The organism is Oricola sp., assembly GCF_022763245.1.
Classification (GTDB): Bacteria; Pseudomonadota; Alphaproteobacteria; order Rhizobiales; family Rhizobiaceae; genus Oricola.
The window spans coordinates 254,558-272,698 of record NZ_JALEGV010000043.1; the positions used below are offsets into that span (position 1 = coordinate 254,558).

Sequence of the window (18,141 nt, forward strand, 5' to 3'; positions counted from 1 at the left end):
ACGGAAGCGTCGCCTTTCCGTTTGGGGAGAAGGGCGTCGGATCACGAGCAAGGGGTGACCTGTCATGTCCGCGAAACCGCCCCTGAAGAAGAGACTGCGCAAGACCGGCGACGTTCTGTCCGAACGGATTTCCGAGCGGCTCTATCACCGCAAGCACAGAAAAGAGGCCCTGCGCTATCTCCGGTCCATCGAGCAGGACACCGGACCGCTTTCGCAGGAAATCGTTCGACGCTGCGACGACTACGCGCGCGACGTGTTCGGATCGAAACTCTACGCGCCGTGGCTCTATGTCTATTCGGCGGTCGCGGGGGAGTTCAGGGAAGGCTGGATGCCCGACAACTATTACGGTCGCCACGTGGTGCGCCGGGGCAAGGGCGCCTATGGCGCGATCGCCAACCAGAAGGCTGTCGCGCCCTATCTGTTCGGCGACGTGGACCTGCCGGACCTTGCCTATTGCGTGAACGGCCGCTTCTACGACCGGAACAACCATGTCCTCGACGCGGCCGGCCTTCAGGCATGCCTGTTTTCAGATCGCGACAGGGTGGTCTTCAAGGAAGACGATTCCGCGCGGGGCAAGGGCATTCATTTCTTCGGCCCGGAGGATCTCCGCGCGCCTGATGCCGACAGGCTCGGAAACGGCGTCTTCCAGAAGCTGATCCGCCAACATGCCTTCTTCGAGGACTTCACCGCCAGTTCGGTCGCGACCCTGCGGCTGACCTCCGTCGTCGATCCACGTGGCGTGGCGTCCGTCCGGGCCGCATATCTGCGCTTCGGCCGCACCGGCGACACCCATGTCAAGTTCGGCACAAGTGTCAGCATTCCGGTTGATGTCGCGACAGGCGAACTCGGCGCGTTCGGGTACCTCCCGAATTGGCGGCGAACCGACCGCCATCCGGATTCCGGCGTCGAGTTCGCGAACAGGATGATCCCGGGATATTCGCAATGCGTCGAAATCGCCACCCGGCTGCAGGCGCGATTCCCCTATGCCTATTGCATCGGCTGGGACTTCACGATCGATCAGGCGGGCGAGCCGCAGATTCTGGAATGGAACGGCGGCCATAACGGGGTCAAGTTCACCGAGGCGACGCAGGGCCCCGGCTTCGGTGACCTGCAATGGGAGAACATTCCCCGCTTGTGGTGAGGCCTCGGACCACCGGGCCCTATGCTCGGACCGGTCGTGATCGCCGCAATCGTGACGTGAAATGCGCTTTGCCGGGTTGAAAAACGGCGGGGAACTCTGTCTTTTCCTCAAACCGACGTGAGGAGACGTTTCATGAAGACCATCAAGGGGCCGGCCCTGTTTCTGGCGCAGTTCGCCGGCGACGAGGCGCCGTTCAATTCCTGGCCGGCGATCACCGCCTGGGCGGCCGATTGCGGCTACAAGGGCGTGCAGGTTCCGAGCTGGGACGATCGGCTGTTCGACCTGGAAAAGGCCGCCGCCTCGAAGGACTATTGCGACGAGTTCAAGGGCGTGGCCGCCGAGAACGGCATCGTCGTGACCGAACTCTCGACCCATCTGCAGGGTCAGCTCGTCGCGGTGCATCCGGCCTATGACGAGGCCTTTGATGGGTTCGCGGCCGAAAAGGTGCGCGGCAATCCGGCCGCGAGGCAGGCCTGGGCGGTCGATCAGGTCATGCTCGCGCTTCAGGCCTCCCGCAATCTCGGCCTCGACCGCATGGCGAGCTTCTCGGGCGCGCTCGCCTGGCCCTATGTCTATCCCTGGCCGCAGCGCCCCGCCGGACTGATCGAGACGGCCTTCGACGAACTGGCGAAGCGCTGGCGCCCGATCCTCGATCGCGCCGGCGAATGCGGCGTCGATGTCTGCTACGAGATTCATCCGGGCGAGGACCTGCATGACGGCGTCACCTTCGAGATGTTTCTCGACCGGCTCGACGGTCACGAACGCTGCAACATGCTCTACGACCCGTCGCACTACGTGCTGCAGTGCCTCGACTATCTCGACCACCTCGACATCTATCGCGACCGCATCCGGATGTTTCACGTCAAGGACGCCGAGTTCAATCCGACCGGCCGGCAGGGCGTCTATGGCGGGTATCAGGGCTGGGTCGACAGGGCCGGGCGCTTCCGTTCGCTTGGCGACGGGCAGGTGGATTTCGGCGCGATCTTCTCCAAGCTCTCCGCGTTCGATTTCGACGGCTGGGCGGTCGTCGAATGGGAATGCTGCCTGAAGCACCCCGAAGACGGCGCACGCGAAGGCGCGATGTTCGTCTCCGATCACATCATCCGCGTGACGGACAAGGCGTTCGACGACTTCGCCGATTCCGGCACGGACGACGCCGCCAATCGCCGTATGCTCGGCATATCCTGATCGCGACGAGGGAGGAACATCATGGGAAAGCGAATTCGCCTCGGCATGGTCGGCGGTGGCCGCGACGCCTTCATCGGCGGGGTGCACCGCATCGCCGCGCGCATCGATGACCGCTACGAACTGGTCGCGGGTGCCTTCTCCTCCACGCCGGAGAAATCGAAGGCGTCGGCCGCCGATCTCGGCGTCGCGCCGAACCGCGCCTATGGCGACTACAAGGAGATGGCCAAGCGTGAAGCGCGTCTGAAGGACGGCATTGAGGCCGTCGCCATCGTGACGCCCAACCACATGCATTTCCCCGTGGCGCGCGAGTTCCTGAAGCGCGGCATTCATGTCATCTGCGACAAGCCGCTGACGGCGACGCTGGCTGACGCGCACAGGCTCGCCAAGGCGGCAAGAAGCGCCGACGCCCTGTTCGTGCTGACGCACAATTACACCGGCTATCCGATGGTGCGCCAGGCGCGCGACATGGTCGCCAGGGAAGAACTCGGTGCGATCCGGCTCGTCCAGGTGGAATATGCGCAGGACTGGTTGTCGGAGCGCATCGAGGAAACGGGCCAGAAACAGGCCGGCTGGCGCACCGATCCCGCGCGGTCCGGCCTTGGCGGATCGACCGGCGACATCGGCACCCACGCCTTCAACCTCGCAAGCTTCGTCTCGGGTCTTGAGCTGGAATCGCTCTGCGCCGATCTCGACAGTTTCGTCGAGGGACGCCAGCTGGACGACAACGGCCATGTGCTGATGCGCTTTGCCGGCGGCGCCAAGGGCATGCTGTGGTGCAGCCAGGTCGCGCCCGGCAACGAGAATGCGCTGAAGCTGCGCATCTATGGCGAAAAGGGCGGGCTGGAATGGGCTCAGGAAGAGCCGAACCGCCTCTGGCACACATCGTTGGGCGAGCCGAAGCGGCTCCTGACGCGCGGCGGCGCCGGCGCGACGGACGCGGCAGCCCGGGTCAGCCGCATTCCGGGCGGCCATCCCGAAGGCTATTTGGAAGGCTTCGCGAATGTCTACACTGAGGCGGCCGAAGCGATCGCCGCGCGGCGTGACGGTCGGCCGGTGCCGGAGGAGGTCATGTTTCCGGGCATTGAAGATGGGGTCGCGGGCGTCGCCTTTGTCGCGGCCTGCGTGGAGTCCTCCAAACGCGGCGGGCGCTGGGTGAACATCGCTTCCTATTTGAAGACGTGAGCATCCGTCCCGAGATCGGAAGCGTCCTATCCTTTCGTATAGGCGACTATCCTTGATCGTGCGCGTCGCTGGAGTCGAAAGAGGTTACTGAAGGGCAGCCAATCACTCTGCAGAGGTATGCGATCATGCTGAGACAGCATCTTGCCCTCGCCAGCGCGTTCCTGCTGGCGCTCATACTGGGTCTTGGCGGCGCGACCGCCGACGACCTGCCTGCCCCCGAGAGCGACATCGTGCTCACAGTCACCGGCGCGATCGTCGTGACCAACAAGGACGGCGCGGCGGTGTTCGACATGGACATGCTCAAGGCCCTGCCTGCGACCACCTTCGAGACCTCGACGATCTGGACGGACGGCGTCAACGAATACACCGGCGTGGCGCTGGATGATTTCCTGGCAGCGGTTGGCGCCAAAGGTGATAATGTCAACGCGATCGCTTTGAACGACTATGCCGTCGACATCCCGGCAAGCGATGCGGTGAAGGGCGGCCCGATCATCGCCTATGAAATGGATGGCGAAGTCATGTCGGTGCGCGACAAGGGCCCGCTCTGGCTCATCTATCCCTTCGACAGTTCCACCGACTATCGTAAGGAGACGATCTATGCGCGGGCGATCTGGCAGCTTGACCGGTTGAAGATCGAATAAGGACAGGCGCGGCAGGAGGTCCAATGCCTGACAGGCCCAAGAGATTTCGACTGCGTTATGTCGTGCCCGTGCTCACAGTGTTGATCGCGGGCCTTTTCTCTGTTCTCGGCAAGCAGATATACACGGAAGTCTCGGGGCTTCGCTCCGCGCCGCGCGACAACATCCAGTGGACGCTGGCGCAACTCGAGATCGAGTTGCTGACATTCATGAGCGCGGTGCGCGACGCCGAGGAGAAGCCCGAGCCGGACGCGGCACTGCTCAATGAGGCGCGCAAACGCTTCGACATTTTCTACAGCCGCGCCAAGACGATCCGCATCAGCTCCGCGTTCGAGAGCCTGAGAGCGCTCTCGGAAGCCGAAACATATCTCGAGACCATCAGCGAGACGCTGGAGCAGAGCATCCCGATCATCGATGGCGATGACGCGGTTCTCTATGCCGCGCTTCCCGCGCTGCGTGAGACCTACGAAGCGTTGAGACCGACGACCCGCACGTTTTCGCTGGAAGGCGTGCGCGTCTTCGCGGTCCAGTCGGATCTCAACCGAAGCCGCCTGGCCGTCCTCCTGTTTCAGACGGCGTCGATCGGGCTGCTCCTGATCTTCGCCCTCGTCGGGTCTTTTGCGATCGTCTACCGGCAGCATCGCGTGGCCGAGCGGCGCGCGGAGATCATACGCCAGAGCCATGCGCGCTATGCCAGCGCGATCAATTCCTCGCTGGATGCGATCATCGTCGCCGACGCTGACGGCGTGATCCTGGATTTCAGCCCGGCGGCCGAAATGGCGTTCGGCTATTCGCGCGCGACGGCCGTCGGATCGACGGTCGCCGAGATGATGGTGCCGCCGAAACAGCGCCAGGCGCATCGTGACAGCATGGAGCGGTTTCTCAGAACGGGCGAGCCGCACCTGGTCGGCGCCGGGCGCTTCGAGATCGACGCCATGCACGCCAGCGGCATTCTGTTTCCCGTCGAGATGTCGATCGGCGTGTCCGAGGGCGATGATGGGAAGCCGATCTTCATCGCCTTCGTGCGCGACATTTCCGCAAGGCGCGAGGTGCAGCGCGAATTGACGAACGCCCGCGATCAGGCGCTCGCCGCCGACAAGGCGAAATCGCAATTCCTGGCGGTGATGAGCCATGAGATGCGCACGCCGCTTAACGGCGTCATGGCGATCCTCGATCTGCTCTCCGGTTCGAAATTGGACGACCGGCAGCAGCAGCTCGTGGAAACAGCGATCACCTCCGGCGAAATCCTGCAGCATCACATCGACGACGTGCTCGACATCACCCGCATCGAGGCTGGCGCGATTGACATCCATCCCACCCGGTTCGACCTGCCCGACCTTCTGGATGAAGTCCGGCGCAGCCACGAACTCGGGGCCAAGGCGCGCGGCAACGCGATCACGTGTTCGATCGTTCTTGCCAAACCGCGCGTGAAGCTCGATCGAAACCGGCTTCGCCAGATCCTGCTCAACCTCGTCGGCAATGCGGTCAAATTCACCGAGAGCGGCGCCATCACTGTCGCCGTAAGCGAAAGCTACGATCAGGACGGCCGGAGACGCGTCGAAATCAAGGTCAGTGACACCGGTGTCGGAATCTCCGAGGGGAATCTCAGGCGCATTTTCGACGATTTCGTCACGCTCGACTCCTCCTATCAACGCGGCGCGGAAGGCTATGGTCTCGGCTTGGCGATCTGCCGGCGGATCGCCGCGGCGATGGATGGCACGATCACCGTCGAGAGCGAACTCGGGAAGGGCAGCACCTTCACCGTGAGCATTCCGGAAGCGGAGCTGGCGACCTCGTCGGAAGAGGAAGCCGACGCGCCTGAAAAGGAGTCGGGGAGATCCCGGCGCAATTTCAGGGTGCTGGTGGTCGAGGACAATGAGACCAATCGTTTCGTCGCGCAGGCGATGCTGGAAGAGGAAGGGTGCACTGTCACCCAGGCGGTGGACGGAGGCGACGGGATCGCCAAGGCCGACGAGGCCCGCTTCGACATCATCCTGATGGACATCAGCATGCCGAACATCGACGGGCTGGAAGCCACGCGCAGGATCCGCGCGGGACCCGGCCGGTCGCGCAAGAGCCGGATCGTCCTGCTGACGGCCCATGTGATGGACAACGAGGAGGACGTCATGCGCGAACTCGGCGTGCATGACTATCTCCTCAAGCCTTTGCGTCGGCGCAATCTCGTCAAGGTGCTCGAACGCCTGGATGTCGAAACCGAGGAAGAGGATCCGGCCGACGAGGGCGAAGACAATGTCATCCTCGACGAAGAGGTGTTCAGGGAACTCGCCTCGCTGATGCCGAAGGACCGGCTGGAGGTTGCCGTCGGGATCTTCCGGGCGGAATCGGCGCAGATCGGCGACCGCCTGACGGACGCGATCGAGCGCGGGGATTTCGCGGCGGCGCGCGACGTCGCACACAAGCACGCCGGGTCGGCAGCCATGTTCGGCGCGGTTTCGCTCGCAGAGGTGCTGCGCCTGGCGCAGGATCTTGCTGCAGAGGAGCGGGGCGAGGATCTGAAGGAACTGATTGCCGAAATAGGCGCACTCGAGCGCAAATCGGTTCTCGCGATCCGCGACATGCAGAACGCGCCTGCCGCAGACGAGACGAATTGATCGCGCCTCGAGGCGCCGCAGACCTTTTGCAGTTTCATCGGGTGCAAGAAGAGCCGCGTCGGTAGACACCGACGCGGCTCGGTCCAGTCTCCCTAAGGCCTCCTCAGAGCGTCAGCAGCGCCGCCGCTGCGGCGACCGAGCTCATGCCCCTCGCCACATCGAAGACATTGGTGACGCCCGAATCGTAACAGGCGAGCGCGTCGCCCGGCATCATGTAGGGATTGAAGTCGTCGCGGTCGGCGGAGCGAAGCAGTTCCTCCACGCGGCGTTCGATGACGATCGATTCCCCGGTGACCGGATTGCGCGAGATCAGCGCCGCGGTGCGGTTGGCGTTGACGAGTTTCGTCCCGCCCATGCAGTTCATGCCCACGATCGCTTCCAGAAAGCGCGTGCCGTAGCGCAGTTCGCGTGCTTCCTTGCCGATCGCGGAATTCGCGTTGGAGGCCGCCGGCTGCGTCAGGTTCGACATGAACACCTTCACGCCGGGTGTTGTCACCGGTGTCGGCTTGACCAGTTCCTCCTGGAAACAATCGCGGCTGCCGACGTCCACATGGTCGCCCGCAAGCAGGATCAGGTCGTTATAGGGCCGGCCGAGCATGGCGGGGCGCGCATCGACCACGATCGTCTTTTGGCCCCTGCGGATGCGCACCGAGGAAAGGTCGGCGTCCGGCCGAATGCCTCCGGCCGATTGCAACGCACGCGACAACCGCCGGGCTTCGGCCGTGGCGCCGAGCGCTTCCTGGCGGATGCTGTCGCGGTCCGCGCCCGAGACGCCGCCGATCGTGACCGCGCCTGGCTCGAAGACCGAGCCGGAAACGAAGACGCGGGCCGGCGCGAAGTCCTGTAGCCGCACCGAGATGCGCGGCGGTTGATCGTAATAGCCTTGCGAGACGAGGGCTTGACCCAATTCCCGCTCGATGGAGTCCGTCGTCCGGCCGAGGGCGATGATCGGCGCCAGATGCGGCAGCGCAAGCCTGCCGTCCTGCGCGATCTCATGCGTGCCGGTGAAGGTCGCGTCCGATCCAACCATCACCATGACGAGGTCGCCGGCCGACAGGAGCACCGTGTCCGGCGTGAACGCCGTGTTCATCGGCGCATGCGCGAGCGAGGCCGCGCCATTGTCGCTGCACTGGCTGCGGTTCTGGCTCGACGCCGATCGGTCCCAATGCCGGCCGCGGTCCTTCGGCGTACGATATTCCGCCTGGTAGCTCAGGCCTTGTGAAACCGGCTCGCGATTGTCGATGGCGCTCAGCGAAGAACAGCCGGTTGCAGCGAAGCTCGTGGCCAGGATCAGCGCGGTTGTCCGAAGCAGTCCCTTGCGCTTCTTGGGAAGTGACATGCGCATGAAACAGATCCTTTCATCCGTATCACGGGGTTGAATCAGGAAGAACGCACAACTCCAAGGGTGTGCGAAAGCAGTGCGCATGCTCTTACGCGTGTGGAAAACAAGCCGGGCGCGTCATCCGTGCATGACCAGGTTCTTTCGCGTCGAACCCTATACCGACGGATAGCACCCTCTCGCCCTCCTGATCCCCGGCTGACCCAACGCTTCCCCCGGCTCACGACGGCAGCCGCTAGACATATGGTCATCGAAACGACGCCTCCGGGCGTGAGAGAAGGTGCCAAGCATGACCGTCGCAATCGCCAACATGACGCGGATGTTCGCCCGCGGATCCCTGTTGAGCGGGCTTGCCGCCTACAGCGCTTCCGAGGCGGTGACAAAGGTCTCGCGGCTTGTCGCGGTGATCGCGCTGGCCCGTGTGCTCACGCCGGCGCAGGTCGGCGTCGTGGCCGGCGCTCTCGCCATCTCCGAACTGCTGAAGGCCTTCACCGAGAACGGCGTCATCCAGAAGATCATCTCGGCTTCGGCTGACGATCTGGAAGCGACTTGCCACACCGCGCGCCGGATCAACTGGGCCTGGAGCGGCGGTCTGTTCGCCCTTCAGGTTTCGATCGCGGCGGCCTTCCATCTCGCGACCGGGCAGGTCGCAGGACCGCTGCTGATCGCCCTCATGGCGGGCGAGTATCTCTTGATGCCGGCCGGGCTCGTGCAGTGCGGCCTTGCTATGCGCGAAGGCAAGCTCGCCGGCACCGCCACCGTCGCCGGCGCGCAGAACGTCGCCGCGAACCTGATGACTGCGGCCATGGTGCTGATCTGGCCGAGCCCGCTCGCCGTCGCCGCGGCACGGCTGGCCAGCGCGCCGATCTGGCTCTCCGGGATGCGCCGCTTGCGCCCGTGGGCGCCGAAGGCTGGCGTCATTCCGGCGCCGATCCGTCCCTTCGCCCGCTTCGGCGCCGCGATCCTCGGGATCGAATTCCTCAAGGTCCTGCGCATGCAGGCCGACAAGCTGATCATCGGCGTCCTCATGGGCCCGGAAGCGCTCGGCATCTACTTCTTCGCATTCAATGCGGGCCTCGGCATCGCGAACTCCTTCTCGGTCGCCTTCTCGACGGTCCTGTTTCCGCATCTCTGCGGGGCCGCGAACCGCGTCGCGACGCTGCGCAACGCCCTGGCCGTCGCGCTTGTCGCCCTGTTCCCGATCATCGCCGTGCAGGCGCTCGCCGCGCCGATCTACGTGCCGATCATCTTCGGCGAGAAATGGGCTTCCGTCGCGCCGCTTGTTTCCATCCTGTGCTTCGCCGCCCTGCCGGCCATCGTCTGGTCCGCCGCCGCCCAGTGGCTGCGCTCGGCCGGTCGTCCGGATGTGGAACTCGTGTGTTCGGTCTTCATCGCGGCATTCGTGACGCTCGGCATCGTTGTCGCCGCCCCCTTCGGCCTCTCATCCGTCGTCTGGAGCGTTCTCGTCACCTCGGTCTTTTCGCAACTCGTCGCGTCCGTCGCCGTTCTGTTCATCCACGTCCTTCCTCAACGCATCAGAATCGAAAGGTGAAACTCATGCCGCTTTTCTCAGTGATCGTTCCCTGCTGGAACGCTGAAGACACCCTCGAGGCCACCCTGTCGTCTGTCGAGCGCCAGTCTTTCCCGGATTTCGAGGTCGTCGTGATGGACGACGGCTCGACCGACGCGACCGCCGCCATTGCCGCGCGTTTCGCTGCCCGCGACTGCCGCTTCAAGCTCATCACCCTGGAGCAGGGCGGCCCGAGCAATGCGCGCAATGTTGCCGCCTTCTCCTACGCCAAGGGACAGGTTCTCGCCTTCCTGGATGCCGACGACCTCTGGGTCGAGAACAAGCTGCTGCGCATGGCCGAACTCTTCTGCAGGTCCGACGCCCCCGACGCGCTCTACGGCCGCATCGGCTTCTTCCGCGCCGGTTCCGGCACCTTCGAAGAGAGCTCCGTGCGGACCTATTCCACCGTCAAGACCGAGGCGCTGACGCCGGGCGACTTGTTGCGGGAGAATGCTGTTTGCACCATGTCGAATGTCGTCGTACATGCCGATGCCTTCAAGGCGAGCGGCGGGTTCGACACGACGCTGCGCTACGGCGAGGACGTCGAGTGGATGGTGCGGCTTATCGCCGACGGCCGCCGGATCGAGGGGCTCGACGAGGTGCTGGTCTATTACCGCACCAGCGACAGCGGCCTGTCCGCCAATCTGGCGGCCATGCATGAGGGCTGGAGCAAGACGCTGGAGACCGTGCGCCGCGCCGACCCGGCGCTGGGTCCGCGCGAGGTCGCGGCCGCCGAGGCGGTCCACCTGCGCTATCTGGCTCGCCGGGCGCTGCGCGTCCGCGCCTCGCGCCGTGCCGCCTTCGACCTGGTGCTTGCCGCCCTCGCGAAGAGCCCGCGCGGCTTCTTCTCCGATCCCCGCCGCGGCGGGCTGACCCTCCTGGCGGCGATCGCCGACCTGGTCATGCCGCGCAGCCTCCGCAAATTCGCGGCCATGCACTGACCCGTCAGAAAGGACGAACCGATGACCAATTCCGCGCCCGTCGCCACCCTCGTCGTTCCCGCCTACAATGTGCAGGAAACCATCGCCGACACGTTGCAGTCGCTCCTCGACCAGACCTTCCAGGACTTCGAGATCCTCGTCGTCGATGACGGGTCGAGCGACGAGACGCCCACGATCGTGAACTCTTTCGACGATCGCCGCATCCGGCTGATCCGGCAGAAAAACCGCGGCCTCGCCGGCGCGCACAACACCGGCATTCACGAGGCGAAGGGCGAGTTCATCGGCTTTTGCGACGCCGACGACCTGTGGGTGCCGGAGAAGCTGGAAAAGCATGTCGAGCATCTGCGCGCCAATCCCGATGTCGGGATCAGCTTCTCCGGCTCGCGCATGATCGACGCCCAAGGCCGCCCGATCGGCGTCAACCAGACGCCGAAGCTGCGCAACATCACGGTGGCGGACATCTTCAAGCGCAACCCGATCGGCAACGGCTCGGCTGCCGTGATGCGCCGCGAGGCGCTGGAGGGGTTCGCCTATCGCCCGGCAGGCGAGCAGGAGCGCGACTGGTGGTTCGACGAGACCTTCCGCCAGTCCGACGACATCGAGGGCTGGCTGCGTTTCGCCCTGACCCAGGACTGGAAGATCGAGGGCATCCCCGGCCTCCTGACGCTCTATCGCATCCACATGGGCGCCCTGTCGGCCAATGTGAACGTCCAGCTGGAGACCTGGCTGCGCATGCGCGACAAGATCGCCCGCATCGCGCCGGAGGTCGTCGCCCGCCACGGCGCCGCCGCGACGGCCTACCAGCTTCGCTATCTGTGCCGCCGCGCGATCTCGATGCGCAACGGCGCGCTGGCCTTCGACCTCTGCCGGCGCTCGGTAGCGACCTCCTCGCGTCCGCTGATCGAGGAGCCGGTCAAGACCGTGGTCACCATCGGCGCCGCCGTGACGCTTCGCCTTCTCGGCGCGGCATTTTACCTCGTCGCCGAGCGCCGCATGCTGGGCGCACGCGCCGCCTGACACACCTTTGAACAACGGAGCAAGAACAATGATAAGAGCCGTTTCCCACCTCATCGACGACGCGTCCTTCGGCGGCGTGAACCGGATGCTCGATCACATGTCGAGCAGCGAGGCGCTGCAGCGCCACCACCAGCACCGCATCGTCCGCGTCCGGCGCGGCCAGTTCTCGTCGCCCGTCGTGACGGCCGACGTGATCGTGTCGCATCTGTCGGTCAACTGGGCGAACCTGCCCATGCTGACGGCCCTGCGCGCCGCCTATCCCGACACGCCGATCATCCATGTCGAGCACAGCTACTCCCAGCGTTTCGTCGCCGCCCGTGTCGACAACAAGGACCGTTTCGACACGCTCCTGCGCACCGCCTACGCCCTTTTCGACACGGTGGTCGCGGTCAGCGACGCGCAGTATCGGTGGATGCGTCGCCGGCAGTTCTGCCCGGCCGACAAGCTGACGGCCATCCGATCCTGCGCGGATCTCGCGCCCTTCTTCGAGGTCGGTCCTGTCGCGCCGCGTGAGCGCATGGTGATCGGCGCGATCGGCCGCTTCGATGTCCAGAAGGGCTTCGACGTCCTGCTGGAAGGCTTCCTTGCCGCCCAGCGCGACGACATCGAACTTCACTTCCACGGCGACGGGCCGGAGGCCGAGAAACTGGCGTCGATGGCGCGTTCGCATCGAAACGTCGTCTTTCACGGCTACTCGGCCGACACCTCGGCTGCGGTCGCCGAGTGCGACGCGGTCGCCATGCCGTCGCGCTGGGAGCCCTATGGTCTCGTGGCGCTGGAAGCCATGGCCGCCGGCCGCGCCGTGCTCTGCCCGCGCATCGACGGCCTTGCCGACCACATCGAGGCCGGTGCGATCGAGATCGGCGACAACGGCGTCGAGGGCTGGAAGGCCTATTTCGAGACGGTCGATCGTCGCGACATCGCAGCCAAGGGCCTGCGGGGCCGGGCGGTGGCGCAGGATGCGGCGCTGCGCTTCGTCGGAGCCTGGACCGAGCTCCTGATCGACACCCTGGACACCGAACGGGATCTCGCGCTCGCCGCGTGATCCTTCGCGGATCGACACGACCAGCCGCCGGCACAAGTCGGCGGCTTTTTTGTTTGCGTTGGAGCCTCCGCCCAGATCGGGTCCTGCCTCTCCGCAGCGCCCTTGGCCGGGCGCGGCGAGAACCAGGGACCGGCAGGGTTCAGGGCCTCGTCCATTGGAAGCTCTTCTCAGGTTCGTCCGGGTTCTCGCATGCTCGGGCTGGGATGTGGGGTCGCTCTGCAACACTTCTAGGATGAGCGAAGGGGCCGCTGTCAGCGGTCTGGCCGCCGGCAGGCGCCCGGGTCCTGTTCGTTTGGATCAGTGCGGCGAGGCGCAATCCTGCCGGGCGCGGGTTCGCTCAGGCGCGTTCGCCATCCATCTCGCGCAGATGGATGCCCAGCACCAGCAGAGCGGGCCACAGCAGATAGGCTTCGATCTCCAGGTTCTCGCCGAAGGTCAGGATGACCAGGGTGAGCATGATCGAGAGCGGCAGGCGGCCGCGGCTGTGGCGCACGGAATCGGCGATGATCACCGCGAAATGGGTGATCATGGGAACGGCCAGCGCGAACAGGCCGGTCAGGCCCTTCACGAAGAGCAGGCCGTACCAGGTGTGATGGCTTCCGATCGGCATGTATTCGACGATATGCGGCCCGGGCTGCACCGTGCCGTGCCCGAACCAGATCGCTTCGCTCTGCCAGCGTTCATAGGCGATGCGCTGCAGCGTTTCACGCACGCGGGTGCTGTCGGCGCGGGCGGATTTGAAGGCGGAGATGCCGTCGAGCACGAATTGCAGCACCGCCGTGCCCAGCACCGCCATGGAGGCCATGAACACGGCCGCCAGCTGCCAGGCGAAGCCGCGCGCCACGAGCGGCATCATGCGCGGCGTCACGGTGCAGACCACCAGCGCAACGAGGCTCATGCGCGATTTCGACAGGAGGATCATCGCGAGGCCGGCGGCGATGCCGATGACCAGCCATTTGCGGTCCTTCTCCTCCAGCGCGAAGGCGACCGTGACGACCCCGATCAGGCCGGCGAAGGGAGACCAGGGGGCGTAGAACTGCCAGCGCGGCGTCCAGCTGGCGGGGTCGAGCGTGTAGAGATAGACGCTGAAATATTCAGGACCGGGTCCGCCGGCCGCTTTCAGTGGCGATACGAAGATCTTTTCCGGCAGGCCGAGATGGGGAGCGGCGAAGAGGATCGGCAGGAGCGCGAGCGTGCAAAGGGCCACGACGCCTTGCGCGCGCACCACGATCGAACGCCTGATCGGCAGCACCGCACCGGCGAAGATCAAGAGGGCGATCAGCGCCCAGCCCTTCGCCCAGCCGACCGAAGACTTGATCGTCTGCTTCATCCCGAGATCCCAGTCGACATGGCCGAGCCAGAGCGCGACGAGCATCACGGCCATGCCGGCAAACCAGAGCCAGACGAGCCAGGGCACCGGCCCGGTGGCGCGCAGATCCGCGCGCATCGCCGGGCCGAAATAGAGCGACAGGAAGGCCATCCCGGCCAGAAGCCAGGCGACGACCGGGCCAACCAGATAGAGCGCCCCCAAGGCGTAGAAAGCCCAGGTCAGGGCAAGCGCCCAGTAGACGAAGGATTCCGCCGGATTATGCCGCTTCATTCGGCGTCCCGCCCGATTTGCGGCGCGCGCCGGTCAGAAGGTCGATCACCGGCCGGCGAACCCAGATCAGGACGAGGCCGACAAGCGTGCACAGCGTGGCCATCACGCCGGCGGCGATCGCCAGCATCTTGTTCGGAGAGGACGGCGCCCAGGGCAGGCTCGGCGGCTCGGCGATCTGGACCATCGGATATGAGGCGAAGACATCCGTCTTCGACACGTTGAGTCGTGCCAGCGCCGAGGTGAAGACCGCCTCGGCGACCTTGTAGTCGCGGTTGAGCCGTTCCAGCCGTGATGCGGTGTCCGACAATTCGACAAGCCGCGCCTTGTTGACGGCGAGCTTCTCGCCGAGGCTCGCCAGTTGCGCGACGAGACCGTCCCGCTTGGCGACCTCGGAGACGAGTTGCGACAGCAGGACGCCGCGTTCGCCGATGGCGGTGCGGTCGAGGCCACGCTCAAGCGTCTCCGCGTCGAGCCCGGTCACCTGCATCGCGCGGCCGAGCATCTTGGAGCGCAGGCCGTTGACGCGCGTCTGCGCGTCCACGACTTCGGGGTGGCGCGCGCCGTAGAGGTTGCCGAGTTCCGCCAGCTTGGCGCCGGCCTCCGACAGGGCCACCGAATGGGCGCCATATTCGGGATCGGCGTGCAGCTTGATCGTCTTGGAAGCGGCCTCGGGCGCGATCTCCAGAAGGGCGGACAGCGACGATACGGAGTTCTTCACCAGTTCCAACTGCGCCTGGCCGTCGGCGATCGCCGACATCAGTTGCTCGTTGCGCTCGACGATGCCGTCATACTGATCGGTCGAGTTCAGCCCGGTCGTGATCTGCAGCGAGCTGATCTCGTCGCGAATGGTGTCCACCGAATCCTTGTATTTGCGCACGGTCCCGGTCACGGAATCCTCGCGGCGCTGGATCTCGTCGTCCCGCAGGACCTTCAGTTCGGTCAGGAACGCGGCGAGCACGGCCTCAGTCTTGAGGCGCGCCTCTTCCGGCGTGCCGCCCTTCATCTGGATTTCCATCAGGCTGGTCTGGTCGACCAGCTTGACGCGCGGCTGGCCGAACTGCGCCTCGTCGATCTTCGCGTCGCGCGCCGCGATGCTGATCACCCGGCGCGACTGGACGAGCTTTTGATAGGTGACCGTCGGACTGACCGAGGAACTCGCATAGGGCGAGTTCGCCGAGGTCGAGGCCTGGCCGATCTCGGACAGGCTGACCGAGCTGGACACGCCGGTGCCGGGAAGGATCAGGGAAACGCTGGACGTGTAGGACGGCGCGGCGACCTTGAGATAGGTGATGATCGGCACCCAGACCGACGCCAGAACGACGCCGATGACGAGGACGTAGCGGGGGAGCCGGCCCGCGTCGTTGAGCCGGCCGCCACGCAGGAGGCGCCAGAACGACAGGCCGCGAAACGATGTGCGTTTCAGGCGCGTGGCGTCGCGCAGACGCCGAAGAGTCGACCACGCGCCACGGGTCTTGCCCACAGTGTTCCGTCGGCCGTCGCGGCCCGGCGCGCCGGGCGGGAGCGTGTCGAAATTCAGCGGTGCGTTCATGGCGGATCCCCAATGTTGAGGTTTCCTAGCCGATGCGCGCGAAGCGTCCGGGGCGGCGTAAGGCTAAGCGCCCGTCCGGCAGCAGGGCCGGCCTATCCCAAAGGATAGGTCAGGCGTCAAAGCAGGCCTTCTTCCTTGGCGATCATCGCGGCATGGGTTCGATTGCGCGCGTCGAGCTTGCGGCAAAGCGTCTTCACATGCAGCTTGATCGTCACCTCCTGCAGGTCGAGGTCGCGGGCGATTTCCTTGTTGGACTGGCCGTGGGCGAGGCCCTTGAGCACCTGCATTTCCCGCGCCGACAGCTTGTCGGCCAGGGGATGCGTCTGTTCCTCCTCGATCTCGGTGAGAAAGCGCACCGGCGCGTATTGCTCGCCGGCCGCCATGAACCGGATGGCATGGATCAGCGATTTCGCGGCGATGGTCTTGGGCAGGAAGCCGGCGGCGCCCAGCGCCAGCGCCTCTTCCGCATTGGCCCGGTTGATCGTGCCGGAAATGATCGCGACGGGACTGCCGAAATTCAGCTTCATCGCCTTTTTCAGGCCCTCCAGCCCGTCCATACCGGGCATGGTGTAGTCGAGCAGGACGAGATCGAAGGGGCCGGCGCGCGTGATGATGTCTGCGGCTTCGGCAAAATCGGCAGCCACGGACACGTCCATGTCCTTCTCCGACTGGAGAAAGGCGCAGATCGTGTCGCGCACCAGTTCGTGATCATCTGCCAGAAGCACCTTCATGCGGGCTCTCCCCCAAGGTAAATGCGAGCTTTTATGGTCCAAAAGACCTGACACGCGGTAAATGCTTAAGCGCATAACACCTAGCCGAAAGCATATCCGCATTTGTTCCCATGGACCATCATGGCCGGCCTCTGACGGCCGGTCTATCCTTCGGCACGCGTGAAACGAGGCCGCGGCAAGGGCATGCTCCACTCAACGAACAATGGAGACTGCCATGACCGCGATCGAAACCCACCGACTGTTCTCGCTCGACATCCTCAGCGCCGGACAGGACGAGGCGCTGGACCTGCTTCTCGACGGGTCCGAGCCGAAGACCGCCGCCTTCGTCAACGCGCATTGCATCAATGTCGCCGCGAAGTCGCCGGAATATCGCTGGGCGCTCGGCCGGGCGGATCACGTCCTGCCGGACGGGTCCGGCGTCTCGGTCGCGGCGCGGCTGACGGGACGGCGTTTCAAGGAGAACCTGAACGGAACCGACCTGTTCCTGCCGCTCTGCCGCCAGGCGGCGGAGCGCGGCATGTCGGTGTTCCTGCTCGGCAGCCAGGAGGGCGTGGCGGAAAAGGCCGCTCGCAAGGCTTTGGAATGCGTGCCGGGTCTGCGCGTGGCCGGGACGCGGCACGGCTTCTTCGAAGACGGTGAGACGGGTGCGGTCATCGAGCAGATCAACCGGACCGGCGCCGACATCGTTCTCGTGGCGCTCGGCGTGCCGAAGCAGGATGTCTGGATCGCCCGCAACCGCCATCGCCTGAACGCGAAGCTGGTGATGGGCGTCGGCGCCCAGTTCGATTTCTGGTCCGGCCGCGTGTCGCGCGCGCCGTCCTTCCTGCGCCGGCTCGGCGGCGAGTGGATGTGGCGGCTTGCCGTCGAGCCGCGCCGCATGGCCGGCCGCTATCTCGTCGGAAACCTGACATTTCTCGGCCGGGCCCTTGCCGAGGCAACGCGCAACCGGCGCGAGACGGCGAACGGCAACTGGCGGCATCGCGCGCTGGACGTCGCCGTCGCCGGTTCGGCGATGGCCGCGCTCAGCCCGCTCTTTCTGGCGGTGTGGCTGGCCGTGAAACTGACCAGTCCGGGTCCGGTCCTGTTCCGCCAGACGCGCGTCGGCCAGAACGGCAAGACATTCGAGGTCTTGAAGTTCCGCACGATGTATGTGGATGCCGAGGCGCGGCGCGCCGAAGTCCTCAAGCTGACCGATCGCAAGGGCGTGTGCTTCAAGGCGCGCAACGACCCGCGCATCACCCGCGTCGGCCGCATCCTGCGCCGCTATTCCATCGACGAACTGCCGCAGCTCATCAACATCCTGCGCGGCGAGATGAGCGTCGTCGGCCCGCGCCCGGCGCTTCCGGCCGAAGTGGAGGCCTATCCGGCGGCCGCCCTGGGCCGGCTCGCGACCCGTCCGGGCCTGACCGGCATCTGGCAGGTCGCCGGCCGCGCCGAGATCGGCTTCGACAAGATGATCGAAATGGACCTCGCCTATGTGCGCTCGAAGTCGGTGTTCCTCGACCTCGCCATCATGCTCCTGACGGCCCGGGCGGTTCTGGGCGGTCGCGGCGCCTATTGACGCAAAGCGCCGGCCGCCCGGGAGCGG

The 18,141-nt window shown here is 65.4% G+C and carries 14 protein-coding genes; 10 read left to right on the forward strand and 4 right to left on the reverse strand.

All coding sequences use genetic code 11. From position 1 onward, the window contains the following. Positions 1 to 64 precede the first annotated feature (64 nt). From MRY80_RS26535 to MRY80_RS26555, 5 genes are all read left to right on the forward strand, one after another. On the forward strand, positions 65 to 1,141 hold the full coding sequence (locus MRY80_RS26535) for a sugar-transfer associated ATP-grasp domain-containing protein (RefSeq protein WP_293294792.1): 1,077 nt from the start codon (positions 65 to 67) through the stop codon (positions 1,139 to 1,141). A 132-nt stretch (positions 1,142 to 1,273) separates the two neighbouring features. Continuing rightward, entirely contained in the window at positions 1,274 to 2,329 is a 1,056-nt protein-coding gene (locus MRY80_RS26540) for a sugar phosphate isomerase/epimerase (protein WP_293294793.1), read from the forward strand. Between the two features lie 21 nt (positions 2,330 to 2,350). Then, a complete protein-coding gene (locus tag MRY80_RS26545; RefSeq protein WP_293294795.1) occupies positions 2,351 to 3,511 on the forward strand; it encodes a Gfo/Idh/MocA family oxidoreductase in 1,161 nt (386 codons plus the stop codon). A 125-nt stretch (positions 3,512 to 3,636) separates the two neighbouring features. Next, positions 3,637 to 4,152 carry a molybdopterin-dependent oxidoreductase gene (locus tag MRY80_RS26550; RefSeq protein WP_293294796.1) on the forward strand — a complete coding sequence of 172 codons (516 nt, stop codon included), beginning with the start codon at positions 3,637 to 3,639 and terminating at the stop codon, positions 4,150 to 4,152. A 23-nt stretch (positions 4,153 to 4,175) separates the two neighbouring features. Next, on the forward strand, positions 4,176 to 6,761 hold the full coding sequence (locus MRY80_RS26555; RefSeq protein ID WP_293294798.1) for a PAS domain-containing hybrid sensor histidine kinase/response regulator: 2,586 nt from the start codon (positions 4,176 to 4,178) through the stop codon (positions 6,759 to 6,761). A gap of 103 nt (positions 6,762 to 6,864) precedes the next feature. Here the strand turns inward: MRY80_RS26555 and MRY80_RS26560 are convergent, their stop codons facing one another. Then, a complete protein-coding gene (locus MRY80_RS26560) occupies positions 6,865 to 8,106 on the reverse strand; it encodes a polysaccharide biosynthesis/export family protein (protein WP_293294800.1) in 1,242 nt (413 codons plus the stop codon). Between the two features lie 283 nt (positions 8,107 to 8,389). Here MRY80_RS26560 and MRY80_RS26565 point away from each other — a divergent pair, with 283 nt between their 5' ends. The 4 genes from MRY80_RS26565 to MRY80_RS26580 are packed head-to-tail and all read left to right on the forward strand — an operon-like array spanning position 8,390 to position 12,673. Next, entirely contained in the window at positions 8,390 to 9,652 is a 1,263-nt protein-coding gene (locus MRY80_RS26565; protein WP_293294802.1) for an oligosaccharide flippase family protein, read from the forward strand. Positions 9,653 to 9,657: 5 nt separating this feature from the next. Then, positions 9,658 to 10,611 carry a glycosyltransferase gene (locus tag MRY80_RS26570; RefSeq protein WP_293294804.1) on the forward strand — a complete coding sequence of 318 codons (954 nt, stop codon included), beginning with the start codon at positions 9,658 to 9,660 and terminating at the stop codon, positions 10,609 to 10,611. A 21-nt stretch (positions 10,612 to 10,632) separates the two neighbouring features. Beyond that, positions 10,633 to 11,628 (forward strand): glycosyltransferase family A protein, encoded by a 996-nt coding sequence (locus MRY80_RS26575; protein ID WP_293294805.1) that lies wholly within the window; start codon positions 10,633 to 10,635, stop codon positions 11,626 to 11,628. 28 nt (positions 11,629 to 11,656) lie between these two features. Further along, a complete protein-coding gene (locus tag MRY80_RS26580) occupies positions 11,657 to 12,673 on the forward strand; it encodes a glycosyltransferase family 4 protein (RefSeq protein ID WP_293294807.1) in 1,017 nt (338 codons plus the stop codon). A 337-nt stretch (positions 12,674 to 13,010) separates the two neighbouring features. On the opposite strand, the gene MRY80_RS26585 is transcribed toward MRY80_RS26580, so the two are convergent. From MRY80_RS26585 to MRY80_RS26595, 3 genes are all read right to left on the reverse strand, one after another. Continuing rightward, entirely contained in the window at positions 13,011 to 14,273 is a 1,263-nt protein-coding gene (locus MRY80_RS26585; RefSeq protein WP_293294809.1) for a hypothetical protein, read from the reverse strand. Beyond that, positions 14,260 to 15,822 (reverse strand): hypothetical protein, encoded by a 1,563-nt coding sequence (locus MRY80_RS26590; RefSeq protein ID WP_293294810.1) that lies wholly within the window; start codon positions 15,820 to 15,822, stop codon positions 14,260 to 14,262. The genes MRY80_RS26585 and MRY80_RS26590 overlap by 14 nt, the downstream gene beginning before the upstream one ends. 116 nt (positions 15,823 to 15,938) lie before the next feature. After that, a complete protein-coding gene (locus tag MRY80_RS26595; RefSeq protein ID WP_293294811.1) occupies positions 15,939 to 16,553 on the reverse strand; it encodes a response regulator transcription factor in 615 nt (204 codons plus the stop codon). Between the two features lie 214 nt (positions 16,554 to 16,767). Here MRY80_RS26595 and MRY80_RS26600 point away from each other — a divergent pair, with 214 nt between their 5' ends. Beyond that, positions 16,768 to 18,114: a WecB/TagA/CpsF family glycosyltransferase gene (locus tag MRY80_RS26600; RefSeq protein WP_293294813.1), complete on the forward strand. Its 1,347-nt coding sequence runs from the start codon at positions 16,768 to 16,770 to the stop codon at positions 18,112 to 18,114. Positions 18,115 to 18,141: the final 27 nt, after the last annotated feature.